Origin of the sequence: Bordetella tumulicola, from assembly GCF_965138755.1 — a bacterium.
GTDB classification, from domain to species: Bacteria; Pseudomonadota; Gammaproteobacteria; order Burkholderiales; family Burkholderiaceae_B; genus Bordetella_A; species Bordetella_A tumulicola.
Map to the genome: position 1 here is coordinate 1,067,639 of NZ_CBCSFP010000001.1, position 12,275 is coordinate 1,079,913.

The following is a 12,275-nucleotide window of genomic DNA, read 5'->3' on the forward strand; positions in this document are numbered from 1 at the left end:
GCCACCTCAACACCGCCCCCGCCCACACGGGGGCCATTTTTTTAGATTCCATGAGTTTGTTCCGCTCGGCGGCTACCGTCAGCACCTTTACTCTGCTGTCGCGTATCACCGGCCTGGTCCGTGACATTCTGATAGCCCGCGCGTTTGGCGCCGGGCCGCTCACTGACGCCTTCTGGGTGGCGTTTCGTATTCCGAACTTACTGCGGCGCCTGTTCGCCGAAGGGGCATTCGCTCAAGCCTTCGTGCCCATTCTGGGGGCCGCCCGCAACGAACGCAGCGACGCCGAGGTCCGCACCTTGCTCGACCGCGTTGCCATGCTGCTAACGATCTCGCTGATGACCATCACCCTCATCGGCATCGTGGCGGCCCCCTGGGTCGTTACCGCCATGGCCACCGGCCTGCGCGGCGAAGCTCGGGGTACCGAATTCGGCGCAGCGGTCTGGATGACCCGGGTGATGTTCCCGTACATCCTGTGCATGTCGCTGATCGCCTTTGCGTCGGGCGTTCTGAATACCTGGCGGCGCTTTGCCGTGCCGGCCTTTACCCCCGTACTGCTCAACCTGTCCATGATCGCGGCCTGCCTGTGGCTGGCCCCTCGGCTGGACATCCCCATTTACGCTTTGTCCATCGGCGTCATGGCAGGCGGGGTCGCCCAGTTGGTAGTGCAGTGGATCGCATTGGCCCGATTGGGCATGACGCCCCGACTCGGCACCAATCTGCGACAAGCCTGGGGCGATGCCACAGTCAAGCGCATTCTCAAGCAAATGGCCCCGGCCACACTGGGCGTCTCCGTCGCCCAGATTTCATTGCTGATCAACACCAACATCGCCACCTGGCTAACGCCGGGCAGCGTCACATGGCTGTCGTTTGCCGACCGTCTGATGGAGTTCCCCACCGCCCTGCTGGGTGTGGCGTTAGGCACGGTACTGCTACCCAGTCTGTCGGCCGCTCATGCCAAACAGGACGTAGCGGGCTATTCCGCTTTGCTGGACTGGGGCTTGCGTCTGGTCATCATGCTGGGGCTGCCGGCTGCCCTGGGCCTGGCGCTCCTGTCTGACGGTCTGGTGGCGACACTGTTTCATTACGGCGCGTTCCAGGCGCAAGACGTGGCACAGACGCGCGTGGCGGTGATGGCCTATTCCGTGGGTCTGATCGGCATTCTCAGCGTCAAGATTCTGGCGCCCGGCTTCTATGCCCAGCAGGATATCCGCACCCCGGTCAAAATTGCCATCGTGGTGCTGATTGCTACCCAACTCATGAATCTGGCACTGGTCCCCATGCTGGCTCATGCGGGTCTGGCGCTCGCCATTGGTCTGGGCGCGACGCTCAACGCCGCAGCCTTGCTCGTCGGCCTGCTGCGTCGCGGCACTTATCGCCCCGCTCCTGGCTGGCTGCGATTTGCCTTGCGTTTGTTACCGGCCTTGGCAGCTCTGGCCACCATCCTGTGCTATGCCGATCGCCATCTGGACTGGGTGGCATTACAGGCCCAGCCCCTGCACCGCGCGCTTTGGCTGGCGGCCGTTGTCATCGCCAGCGGCGTCGCATACTTTGCCGCGCTGTTCCTCTGCGGCTTTCGCCTGCGAGACTTTGGCCGTCGGCGCGCCAGCTAACTCCCGCCCCAACGTCCCAACGTCCCAACGTCCGCACCCAGGGCAGGCATACCTTCCCAAACCTTTAAAAAAGTTCCAAAACTAATGTAAACTAACGTAAAAGTTGCATTACCATTTATCCATTGCCTGGCTGCTATTCGGATTCGCTTATGGGAACTACCCATCCCTTCAGCTCCCCATCTCCCCTGGCAAACCAAGCCATCAATTGGCTTTTATTGCTGCGTTCAGGCCGTGCCACTCAGCACGACTATGCCGCCTTTCGCGCCTGGCGCGACACGACTCCCCAGCATCACGAGGCCTGGGAGCACCTGACGAACACCCTGGATGGCGCCGCTGCCGACGAAGCGCTCGCCGCACTGAACGAGCCTCCCTTAGCACCCTCGGTATCACGCACCCGCCGTCGCTTTCTGGCGGGGGCCGCCCTGCTGGCCGTCGGAGGCACCTCGGCCGCCTATGTCGGTAACCTTTACTATCCTCTGCAACGCCTGACCTCCGACGCTGTTACCGGGACCTCCGAACGACGCCGTTACACCCTGTCCGATGGCAGCAAGCTCTTGCTGGATGCCCGCAGCAGTGTAGATCTGGCCTATACACCTCATACGCGCACACTCAACCTCCAAAATGGCGCGGTGGCCGTGACGGCCGCAGCCCACGAATCCCGTACGTTCACCGTCAAGACCAGCGAAGGCCTGATCCGGTCGTCCGGCGCACGTTACATGGTGCGTCAGCAGCCGCATCGTACCTTGGTGGTGGCGCACGACGAGCCCCTCGAGATCGAGACCCTGGCCGGTGCCCGTACGTACCTCGACCCGGGCATGGGGATCCGCTTTGATATGTTGCGCCTGGGGCAACCCAGTTACGAAATGGCCGCACAGGCAGCATGGGAACACGGGCGTATTGATGCGCGCGGCGTTACCCTTAGCGAAATCGTTGCAGCGCTGCGCCCATATTATTCGGGAGCACTACGCGTTTCTATGGCAGCAGGCGGCCTACCCGTATCCGGCCATTACTCGCTGGATGACGTCGACGCAACGCTCCTCCACCTCGAGCAAAATCTGCCCATCGTGGTTCAACGCTTCACCCCCTGGCTTACGACCATCTCCGTGGCGGCAGCCTAAGACGCCTAATACACGAACCCCTTGCAATCCCCGGTAAACTTGCTAAAATACTGGACTTTGCCGAATTCACTGAAAATATCACAACATGGCCAATACCGCCCAAGCCCGCAAGCGCGCTCGTCAATCGGTCGAGCGCAACAAGCACAACTCCAGCCTGCGCTCGATGCTGCGCACCGCCATCAAGCGCGTACGCCAATCGATCGACGCCGGTGACAAGGCGGCGGCTAACGAAGTGTTCCAGAAAGCCACGAGCGTGATTGACCGCGTGGCCGACAAGAACATCATTCACAAGAACAAGGCCGCTCGCCACAAGAGCCGCCTGGCCTCTGCCATCAAGGCGCTGGCTTAAGCCATTCTGCTGTCCCGCTCTTCATGGCGGGGCTGCATGAATACGGCAAAACAAAAGGATGCCCCGTGAGGCATCCTTTTGTTTTGCCTGGCATTTGGTTTGGCGCTTTTTTGTGGCGCCTGGCTTGGCGTGTTGTCTAAAAGCCTGGCAAATACGAGACAATCGGCCGAATCATCGGCCGGCCTCCCCTTGTTTAGCCCGCAAAGGTCTCTCGCAACGCGAACGTGGCCTGCTTGAACACGCCCAGATCCGTCCCCACGGCGACAAAGTGCATGCCCATATCCAAATAACGACGAGCATCTGCCTGCACAGGCGCCAATGTCCCTACGGCCTTGCCATGCGCCGTAATTCGCTCATACAAATGGCGAATGGCTTCCTGTACTTCCGGGTGACCCGGATTGCCCAAATGCCCCAGGCCAGCCGCCAAATCCGACGGGCCAATAAAGACGCCGTCCACGCCATCCACCGCGGCAATCTCATCAACGGCCTCGACACCCGCGCGGCTTTCGATCTGCAACAACACGCAGAGGTTGTCGTTGATCGTCGTCAGATAATCCGATGCCGTGCCGTAGCGATTGCTGCGCTGCATACCCGCCACTCCGCGGATGCCTTGCGGCGGATAACGCGTCGCCGCCACGGCCCGACGCGCCTCGTCGGCCGACTCGATAAACGGAATCAACAGGTTGTAAAACCCAATATCCAGCATGCGTTTGATCTCGACCGGATCATTCCATGACGGCCGACCAATCGCCGCACTGCTGCTGCCCTGCAACGCCTGCAACTGCTGCAGCATCAGGGATATCTCATTCGGTGAATGCTCGCCATCGATCAGCAACCAGTCATAGCCAGCCAGTCCGGCCAGCTCGGCAGTAATGTGGTTGGACATGCACATCCAAAAACCAATCAGCCGCTCGCGGGCCAGAATTTTCTGGCGAAAACGGTTAGGCAACGGTGAACTCATGGTGACTTCCTTGGCTAATTAAGAGGTAGGTTTTAATCAAGCGTGATGCCGGACGCTTTGGTCGGCCTCATTCAGTCGGCCAGCATGTAACTCACGCCACTGCGCTCGCATATCGCGCGCAAACGCTGTTCCAGCGCTGCGGAAATGGGAATCCCGTCGCGCAGACGACGCTCGCGCTCGGCGGCCTCCGGCTCGCCCGCCACCTGCACGGGCACCGCAGGATCGACAGGAGGTGTTTCGTGGAGCGTATCGATGACCTCGTCCAACTCGTCCTCAAACGAGCCCGACTCACGAAAGGCATCCGGATTCAGGGCCAAAAAGAAATGACCCACATCGTCCGGGTCGCCGGGTTGACGCGTCACCGCTTTACGGGCCGCCATCGCGCTACCACTCAACGTGCCCCCGAGAATCTGCGCCATCATCGCCAGGCCATAGCCCTTATGACTGCTCATCTCCGGGGTTCCTCCCAACGGGCTCAAGCCGCCCTCGGCGTGATCAAAAATGTAGCGCATGGCCTCGGCGGAGTCCGTGACGCTACGGCCCTGGCCATCCATTGCCCACCCTGCGGGCAAAGGTTTTCCATAAAAGTCATATACCTTGACCTTGTTGGCCGCCACCGTCGTGGTCGCCATATCCAGCACGAATGATTCGTTCTGCGCCGCCGGGGCCGCAAACGCAATAGGATTGGTCCCCAGCACCGGTATCGCGCCATGGGTGGGCACCATGATCAACGTGGTCGCACTGCTGGTCACCAGGCCCACCGTGCCGCGCCGTACCGCGATACGCGCATACACGCCCGCCGCGCCGAAATGATGCGAGTTCCGCACCGACACCGCCCCCACGCCATGCGCCAGCGCCTTGTCTACCGCCAGATTCATGGCCTGGGCTGCCACGGGATATCCCAATCCCCCCATACCATCGAGCAGCGCAGTCGCCACCGAATCGCGCACTAGCCGAGGACGCGCGCCAATATGCAAGGTCCCCGCGCGCAATTTGGCCTCATACGAAGGCAGCATGGAAATACCGTGCGAATCGATCCCCAACAAATCCGTCTCGGCCATCAGGTCGGCCGTCGTGGTCGCCAAATCTTCGGGCATTCCCCACGCCACCAGCACCTGCTGAATCTGCTGGCGCACCCGCGCTGCCGGCACCTCTATCACGTGACTGCTACCACCCTGCACTGCTGTTCTCCTTCGGGCTCATTGCCCTTACTTTTAATCTCGTTCCCGATCGACCAGACGATGACGCGCCTGGCCCAGGTGAAACTGCATCGTCACCCTGGCCCGTTCACCATCCTGCTCGCGTATCGCCGACAAAATGGCCGCGTGCTCGTCCGCCACGCGCTGCGCGCGTTGACGTGACCCCGTACGCGTCAAACTGAGCGTCAGGCGCATAAAACCGCTGATCGACTCATGAATGGACTCCAGCACACCCAGGTAGTAGTCATTGCCTGTCGCTTGCGCAATGCTGGCATGAAAAGCCAGATCGGCCTCTTGCGACACATGGCCGCGTTCCAGTTCGTCCACAAAGGCCGCATGCGCCTCGGTGATGTGGCGCAGTTCCTCATCGGTACGACGCATCGCGGCCAGCCGGGCGGCATCGCCCTCGAGTGCAACCCGTACCTCTTGCGCACGTAAATACGCACTGACGTTTTTCACATCACTGAAGGTCTTTAATCGTGGCGCCGGCTGGTGACTGACAAAAGTGCCCAACCCTTGATGCGCCGTGACCAGGCCATCGGCGCGCAAGCGCAACAGCGCCTCGCGCACCACCGGCCGCGACACGCCAAAGCGATCACAAATCTCATGCTCGGACGGTAGCTTGTCGCCGACATTCAGGCCGCCCTCAACGATTTGCTCAAAAATCTGGCCATACAACTGATCCGCCAGACGCACGCGCTGGCCGCGCTCTAGCACCAGCTCGACGCCCTCTGCTGCCGGCGCGGCCTTCTGCAATTTTGCTGCCTGCTTGCGACTCATGCCGCGCTCCCATCTACACCACGAGACGCGCGCATGCACGACTCAAACGTTTGCAGGATCCGATGCGCCACGCACATCCGACCCTGCGACGATCAATCCTTATCCGCGATTGATCACGAACCGGCGCCCGCCTCTTGTGTATTCACATACAAGGCATAGACCGAATGCGACGACGTCATGAACAGGCGATTGCGCTGAGCGCCGCCAAAGCACAGATTCGCGCAACGCTCGGGCAAATGAATATGCCCCAGGCGCTTGCCCTCGCGCGACACCATCATCACGCCGTCCTTGCCCTCGCCCATGCCCCAACCCAACCACAGGTTGCCGTCGGCATCGCAGGCCATGCCATCGATCGTGCCACCTTGCGCGTCGAGAAATACCTTGCCCGCGGACAGCTTTTTCCCACCTTCTGTCACATCATAGACATGAATCAGGCGATTGGGCGTTGCCCGCCCTTCGACCACGTACAACAGCGACTCATCCGGGGAAAAACACAAGCCATTCGCCCCCTTCAGGTCGGTGATCATGGCCTCACCCTTGCCCGTCTCGGCGTCGATCCGATAAACCGTATGCGGCAGCTCGGGCGTCGCCTTGCGACCCTCGTAATTGCCGCCGATACCGAAGGGCGGGTCGGTAAACCATATCGAGCCATCCGAATGGCAGACCACGTCATTGGGCGAATTCAGCGGCTTGCCGTCATAACTGTCCATCAACACGGTGATTGAGCCATCGTATTCCGTACGGGTCACTCGGCGCGTCAAGTGCTCGCACGTGATCAAGCGTCCCTGGCGATCGCGCGTATTGCCATTGGAAAAATTAGAGGGCTTGCGAAACACGCTGACCGCGCCGGTTTCTTCTTCCCACTTCATCATGCGGTCGTTAGGAATATCGCTCCACAACAAATAGCGACCATCCCCAAACCACACCGGGCCTTCGCTCCACACCATGCCGGTAGCAATGCGCTCGATACTGGCATTGAACAAGCGGTATTTCTCAAACGCAGGATCCAGCACCTGTATCGCGGGGTCAGGATACGCCTGCGCGGGTTCCCATCCCCGGGCCATAGCCGGCAACGTGATCGCCGCGGCGCCCGCGCCTGCCAATAAAGCACGTCGCCCCTGGTTCACCGAGTCGCCATGAGCTTGACACATTTGGCCAGACGGGCCTTCGGTCGCCGTCCGCTGCGTGAAGGTATCGCGCATACATTGTCTCCGGATCGTGATTATTGTTTGTCGTGTAAGGGACCCACACCATAGGGTATTCACTGCCCTAAATGCCGTCTTTATCTGCGTGCAATATAGGCTCGAAAAAGTATACTTGGTTGACAAGCAAACCCTCAATACCTATATTTGTTTTACAAGAAAATCCCCTGGTCATTACCCCATACAGAGGATGAGTTTCATCGAGAAAGTTCATAGCGAAACATTCGCAGAGACAAACACAAGATGCGCGCACTGCGCACTCCAGGAGACACCTGTATGCCTGTTCAATTTTCTCGTCGCACCTTATTGGCGGGGCTGTGCGCAGGTGCGGCTCTGGCAGCCATGCCCGTCGTCCACGCAGCCGACGCCTATCCGACACGCCAAATTACCATCCTGGTGCCGTTCCCAGCTGGCGGCACGACAGACATTGCGGCCCGCGTCGTCGCCAGCGAGCTCGGCAAAGCCTGGAATCAACCCATCGTGGTCGAGAACCGAGCGGGCGCCGGAGGCAATGTAGGCACCGCCGAGGCTGCGCGCGCCAAACCCGACGGCTACACCTTGTTGATGGGCACCGTCAGCACGCACGCGATCAATCAATCACTGTACGCCGAGCTGCCCTACGACACCGTGCGTGACTTTACCCCTGTCACTCTCGTCATTCCGGTGCCCAACATTCTGGAATTGAACAACGCCTTCGCCGAGAAACATAAGATCAGCAACGTCAAAGACCTGATCGCCTACCTGAAAGCCAACCCCGGCAAGGTCAACATGGCGTCCAGCGGCAACGGCACCTCCATTCACATGGCGGGCGAGCTGTTCCAGTCGATGACCGGCACGAAAATGACCCATGTGCCCTACAAAGGCAGCAGTCCGGCTTTGGCGGACGTGATGGGCGGCTCCGCCGATTTGATTTTCGACAACCTGCCGTCATCCATGGGTTTCATCAAGGCCGGCAAGTTACGCCCTCTGGCGGTGACCACCACAGAGCGCTCCCCTGCGCTGCCTGATGTACCTACGATGGCCGAAGCCGGCGTGCCCGGCTACGACGCCGCGAGCTGGTTCGGTCTGTTTGCGCCAGCAGGTACCCCGACAGAGATCGTTGACAAGATCCAGGTCGAAGTCGCGAAGATCCTGAAAATGCCCGCCGTACGTCAACGCTTTGAATCGTTAGGCGCCACGCCGTCGGGTATGACCTCGGCCGAATTCAAGAAATTCATGGCCGCCGAAGGCGTCAAATGGGCCGAAGTCGTCAAGCAATCCGGCGCGCGGATCGACTAATCCCCCTCTATTTCCCCAGCTGCCGGATCGCGTGGGCCGGCGGCAATCTCACAACACGCGCACCAGGAGACATTGTGAAAAAACTGATCAGCGCTATTGCAACCGCCAGCCTGACCGTGCTGGGCGGCACCGCCGCCCACGCGGCGAACTACCCTGAAAAACCCGTCACTGTCATCGTACCGTTCGTACCAGGCGGCTCCTCCGATATCACGGCTCGCTCGGTGATGCCGGGCATGCAAAAACTCTTGGGTCAGACCTTTGTGGCCGAAAACAAGCCCGGCGCCAACAGTGCGATCGGCGCCCAGGCCCTGGCACGCTCGACCCCCGATGGCTACACCATGATGGTGGGCTCGATCGGTACATTCGCCATCAACGAAGCCCTGTACAAAGAGCTGTCGTACAACCCCAGCAAGGATTTCATCTATCTGACCCAGGCCGTGCGCAACCCCAACATTCTGGTCGCGCCACCTTCGTTCCCGCCAAACACGGTGGCCGAACTGGTGGAATACGCCAAGAAAAACCCGGACCAAATCTCATACGCCTCATCGGGCACGGGTTCGTCTGATCACCTGTCGGCCATTCTGTTTCGCCAACGCACCGGCACGACCGGCGTCGACGTCCCGTATCGCGGCGGCGCCGCAGCCATTGCCGACTTGCTGGGGGCACAGGTCAACGTGTCATTCCAGAACTTGGGCGCCGTGCAAAAACACGTCCAGGCCGGCAAACTCAAGGCCCTGGCGATCACGGGTAGCGAACGCTCGCCCGATCTGCCCGACGTGCCCACGCTGGGCGAAGCCGGCGTAAAAGACATGGTCGTCTACTCCTGGCAAGGCTTTGCCGTGCCCAAAGGCACGCCGGCCCCCATCGTCAAGACCCTGTCCGAATCGCTGCGCACCTCCCTGCGCGACCCCGGCGTGACCAAGACGCTCAATGGCCTGGGCTTCGAGGTCGTCGCCAACACACCCGAAGAGTTCGCCAAATTCCAGCAAGAGGAAGTCGCACGCTGGAAAAAAGTGATCAAAGACGGCGGCATCGAGTTGCAGTAATACCTTGCTCCACGCGCACACGCTGCGCGATGAGGGCGCAAGATCCCGGTATCGGCAAGATCCGGGGCTTACGCCCTCATACCGACCGCGGTTACACCTGACCCACTGGTCTTTAGACAAACGACTTAATCAAGTAGCATCACTCTTTCTCCCACCCCATTACGCAACGATATGACCACCAAGCCCCGCGTTCTTCAGGTCGGCTCCTTCTCCGGCTCCCCTTCCGCCAACCAACGTCTTGCAAAAGACTACGATGTGTTCGAGCTGTGGAAACACGCCGATCGCAAAGTCGCCCTGGCCGAATACGGCAAAGGCATCACGGCCATGGTGACCTCGGCCAACATGGGTGCGAACGCCGAGCTCATCAATGCGCTGCCCGACCTCAAGGCCATCTGCAGTTGGGGAGTGGGCTACGAAACCATCGACGTCCAGGCCGCCCGCGAGCGCGGTGTTCTGGTCAGCAACACCCCCGACGTCCTCACCGATTGCGTGGCCGATCTGGCCTGGGGTTTGCTGATCTCCGGTGCACGCCGCATGAGTCAGGGCGATCGCTTTGTGCGCGCCGGCCGCTGGGGCCAGGTCCACGGCGGCATCCCGCTCGGCACCCGTGTCAGCGGTAAAAAACTCGGCATCATCGGCCTGGGCCGCATTGGCCAAGCCATCGCCCGGCGCGGCGATGGCTTTGACATGGAAGTCCGCTACCACAACCGCCGCGCCCGCAACGACGTTCCGTATGGCTACGAAGCCTCGCTCGTCGATCTGGCGAAATGGGCGGATTTCCTGGTAGTCGCCACCGTCGGCGGCCCGGAAACCCGTCATCTGGTCAATAAAGAGGTCATCGAGGCACTCGGCCCCAAGGGCGTCATCATCAATATTGCACGCGGCCCCGTCATCGACGAGCAAGCCATGACTGCCGCGATCGAGAACGGCAAACTGGGATGCGCCGCCCTGGACGTATTTGAGTACGAACCCAAGGTACCCGAGGCCCTCATCGACAGCGACAACACCGTCCTGTTGCCGCACATCGGCAGCGCCAGCTACGAGACCCGCCTGGCCATGGAAGACCTGATGCTGGAAAACCTCCAGTCCTACTTCCAAGATGGAAAACTGGTCACCCCGGTCGAATAAGCCACCCGCACAGCCGCCACGCGGCGGCGCCGCAAATCACACAGGCCCGATGGAGGACGTCTCCATCGGGCCTGTGTATCTTTTTCCGCCGGACGATCGCTTCAGCGCTCGCGCTCTTCGGTTTTGAGGTTATTGTCCCGGGCGAAATCCACCACGAACTTGTACGCCAATGGCTCGAGCTCTCGCAAGCGTTGATCGACCACCACCCCCCTGACCCCCTCAATCATGACGGGTAACACATAAGGCGAATAGGTCAGGTGACTGCCGACCGTGCCGGGCGGGCGGAACTGGGCCATCACGCCGGCCAAGCGTTCGGCCCAGTCGCTGGGGCGAAATCGGGCGCCACTCTCGGTGACACCGTGAATAACGAATTGTTTAACGTGATCTACCATGAATTTTTCACCGCGAGCGACGTGCGGTCTGTCCGGATCAGACAAACGACAAAGATGCGACCCGCGCCGCGAATTGTATATGATTGATGTTTTATGGCTTCGCCCTCTTCATCATGACACCTCCTGCGCAACAGACCGGCCCCTTGCGGCACTTCCTGCAGTTTCGGGATTTTTCCTCTAGCGAAATCGCCTATGTCCTCGACCGCGCCCGCTTGATCAAAGACAAGTTCAAGCGCTACGAGCCCCATATGCCATTGCATGACCGCACCCTGGCCATGGTGTTCGAAAAAGCCAGCACCCGTACCCGCGTCTCGTTCGAGGCGGGCATGTACCAAATGGGCGGCTCCGTCATCAACCTGACCTCCAACGACTCCCAATTGGGCCGTTCCGAGCCCATCGAAGACACCGCCCGGGTGATTTCGCGCATGGTCGACATCGTGATGATCCGTACGTTCGAGCAAACCCGCATCGAGCGTTTTGCCTCGCATTCGCGCGTGCCCGTCATCAACGGACTGACCAACGAATACCACCCTTGCCAGATTCTCGCCGATATTTTTACGTATATCGAACATCGCGGCCCCATCGCCGGTAAAACCGTTGCCTGGATCGGTGACGCCAACAACATGTCCTACACCTGGCTACAGGCGGCCGAGATGCTGGACTTTACGCTGCACGTCTCCACGCCTGCAGGCTACGAACTCGATCCTGCCCGCATTGGCGCGCCGCCCGAGGGCGTGCTGCGCCAGTTTACCGATCCCATCGAAGCCTGCCGCGGGGCCCACCTCGTCACGACGGACGTCTGGACCAGCATGGGCTACGAAGCCGAAAACGACGCGCGCCGCGCCGCTTTCGCCGACTGGTGCGTCGATGCGGAAATGATGGCAGCCGCCGACCCCCAAGCGGTGTTCATGCACTGCCTGCCCGCCCACCGCGGTGAAGAAGTCACCGGCGACGTCATCGATGGCCCGCAAAGCGTCGTCTGGGACGAGGCCGAGAACCGCCTGCACCTCCAGAAAGCGCTGATGGAATTCCTGCTGCTGGGCAAAATCGACTGAGTCACCCGCCGGGCCACGGGCCCGGCTTTGGCCACCCAATTCGGTCGGCACCCGGCATCATTCAAACACCACACGCAAACGCGTTAAAATGGCGGATTGCGCATACCCGCAGCCAGATGCACGAGGGCCACCTGGCCTCGCCTAAGCACGCTGCCGC

The 12,275-nt window shown here is 60.6% G+C and carries 12 protein-coding genes; 7 read left to right on the forward strand and 5 right to left on the reverse strand.

Annotated elements, in window-relative coordinates; genetic code table 11:
- The first annotated feature begins 50 nt into the window (after nucleotides 1-50).
- From murJ to rpsT, 3 genes are all read left to right on the forward strand, one after another.
- On the forward strand, nucleotides 51-1,610 hold the full coding sequence (gene murJ / locus ACNAZS_RS04950; RefSeq protein WP_415786722.1) for a murein biosynthesis integral membrane protein MurJ: 1,560 nt from the start codon (nucleotides 51-53) through the stop codon (nucleotides 1,608-1,610).
- 149 nt (nucleotides 1,611-1,759) lie between these two features.
- Nucleotides 1,760-2,728, forward strand: coding sequence for a FecR domain-containing protein (locus tag ACNAZS_RS04955; RefSeq protein ID WP_415786724.1), 969 nt, complete (start codon nucleotides 1,760-1,762; stop codon nucleotides 2,726-2,728).
- Between the two features lie 85 nt (nucleotides 2,729-2,813).
- A complete protein-coding gene (gene rpsT, locus ACNAZS_RS04960; RefSeq protein ID WP_415786726.1) occupies nucleotides 2,814-3,077 on the forward strand; it encodes a 30S ribosomal protein S20 in 264 nt (87 codons plus the stop codon).
- Between the two features lie 193 nt (nucleotides 3,078-3,270).
- On the opposite strand, the gene garL is transcribed toward rpsT, so the two are convergent.
- The 4 genes from garL to ACNAZS_RS04980 all read right to left on the reverse strand — a co-directional run bounded on the left by garL (nucleotide 3,271) and on the right by ACNAZS_RS04980 (nucleotide 7,168).
- Nucleotides 3,271-4,038, reverse strand: coding sequence for a 2-dehydro-3-deoxyglucarate aldolase (gene garL, locus ACNAZS_RS04965; RefSeq protein WP_415786728.1), 768 nt, complete (start codon nucleotides 4,036-4,038; stop codon nucleotides 3,271-3,273).
- Nucleotides 4,039-4,109: 71 nt separating this feature from the next.
- Nucleotides 4,110-5,219, reverse strand: coding sequence for an Ldh family oxidoreductase (locus tag ACNAZS_RS04970; protein ID WP_415786730.1), 1,110 nt, complete (start codon nucleotides 5,217-5,219; stop codon nucleotides 4,110-4,112).
- Nucleotides 5,220-5,252: 33 nt separating this feature from the next.
- Nucleotides 5,253-6,017 carry a FadR/GntR family transcriptional regulator gene (locus tag ACNAZS_RS04975; protein WP_415786732.1) on the reverse strand — a complete coding sequence of 255 codons (765 nt, stop codon included), beginning with the start codon at nucleotides 6,015-6,017 and terminating at the stop codon, nucleotides 5,253-5,255.
- Nucleotides 6,018-6,130: 113 nt separating this feature from the next.
- Nucleotides 6,131-7,168, reverse strand: coding sequence for an SMP-30/gluconolactonase/LRE family protein (locus ACNAZS_RS04980; protein ID WP_415787077.1), 1,038 nt, complete (start codon nucleotides 7,166-7,168; stop codon nucleotides 6,131-6,133).
- 327 nt (nucleotides 7,169-7,495) lie between these two features.
- Here ACNAZS_RS04980 and ACNAZS_RS04985 point away from each other — a divergent pair, with 327 nt between their 5' ends.
- From ACNAZS_RS04985 to ACNAZS_RS04995, 3 genes are all read left to right on the forward strand, one after another.
- Nucleotides 7,496-8,497 carry a Bug family tripartite tricarboxylate transporter substrate binding protein gene (locus ACNAZS_RS04985; protein ID WP_415786734.1) on the forward strand — a complete coding sequence of 334 codons (1,002 nt, stop codon included), beginning with the start codon at nucleotides 7,496-7,498 and terminating at the stop codon, nucleotides 8,495-8,497.
- A gap of 74 nt (nucleotides 8,498-8,571) precedes the next feature.
- Nucleotides 8,572-9,543, forward strand: coding sequence for a Bug family tripartite tricarboxylate transporter substrate binding protein (locus ACNAZS_RS04990; RefSeq protein ID WP_415786736.1), 972 nt, complete (start codon nucleotides 8,572-8,574; stop codon nucleotides 9,541-9,543).
- 171 nt (nucleotides 9,544-9,714) lie between these two features.
- Nucleotides 9,715-10,671: a 2-hydroxyacid dehydrogenase gene (locus ACNAZS_RS04995; protein WP_415786738.1), complete on the forward strand. Its 957-nt coding sequence runs from the start codon at nucleotides 9,715-9,717 to the stop codon at nucleotides 10,669-10,671.
- Nucleotides 10,672-10,772: 101 nt separating this feature from the next.
- Here the strand turns inward: ACNAZS_RS04995 and ACNAZS_RS05000 are convergent, their stop codons facing one another.
- Nucleotides 10,773-11,063, reverse strand: a complete 291-nt coding sequence (locus tag ACNAZS_RS05000) for a DUF3579 domain-containing protein (RefSeq protein ID WP_415786740.1) — start codon at nucleotides 11,061-11,063, stop codon at nucleotides 10,773-10,775.
- A gap of 113 nt (nucleotides 11,064-11,176) precedes the next feature.
- Between ACNAZS_RS05000 and argF the strand changes: the two genes are divergently transcribed.
- Nucleotides 11,177-12,118 (forward strand): ornithine carbamoyltransferase, encoded by a 942-nt coding sequence (gene argF / locus ACNAZS_RS05005; RefSeq protein WP_415787079.1) that lies wholly within the window; start codon nucleotides 11,177-11,179, stop codon nucleotides 12,116-12,118.
- Nucleotides 12,119-12,275 lie beyond the last annotated feature (157 nt).

What these genes read in the sequence shown, in the direction of transcription:
- ACNAZS_RS05000 (WP_415786740.1), bottom strand. Translation starts at nt 11,063, where the DNA reads ATGGTAGATCACGTTAAACAATTCGTTATTCACGGTGTCACCGAGAGT.
- ACNAZS_RS04955 (WP_415786724.1), top strand. Translation starts at nt 1,760, where the DNA reads ATGGGAACTACCCATCCCTTCAGCTCCCCATCTCCCCTGGCAAACCAA.
- argF (WP_415787079.1), top strand. Translation starts at nt 11,177, where the DNA reads ATGACACCTCCTGCGCAACAGACCGGCCCCTTGCGGCACTTCCTGCAG.
- ACNAZS_RS04980 (WP_415787077.1), bottom strand. Translation starts at nt 7,168, where the DNA reads ATGTGTCAAGCTCATGGCGACTCGGTGAACCAGGGGCGACGTGCTTTA.
- rpsT (WP_415786726.1), top strand. Translation starts at nt 2,814, where the DNA reads ATGGCCAATACCGCCCAAGCCCGCAAGCGCGCTCGTCAATCGGTCGAG.
- murJ (WP_415786722.1), top strand. Translation starts at nt 51, where the DNA reads ATGAGTTTGTTCCGCTCGGCGGCTACCGTCAGCACCTTTACTCTGCTG.
- garL (WP_415786728.1), bottom strand. Translation starts at nt 4,038, where the DNA reads ATGAGTTCACCGTTGCCTAACCGTTTTCGCCAGAAAATTCTGGCCCGC.
- ACNAZS_RS04985 (WP_415786734.1), top strand. Translation starts at nt 7,496, where the DNA reads ATGCCTGTTCAATTTTCTCGTCGCACCTTATTGGCGGGGCTGTGCGCA.
- ACNAZS_RS04995 (WP_415786738.1), top strand. Translation starts at nt 9,715, where the DNA reads ATGACCACCAAGCCCCGCGTTCTTCAGGTCGGCTCCTTCTCCGGCTCC.
- ACNAZS_RS04975 (WP_415786732.1), bottom strand. Translation starts at nt 6,017, where the DNA reads ATGAGTCGCAAGCAGGCAGCAAAATTGCAGAAGGCCGCGCCGGCAGCA.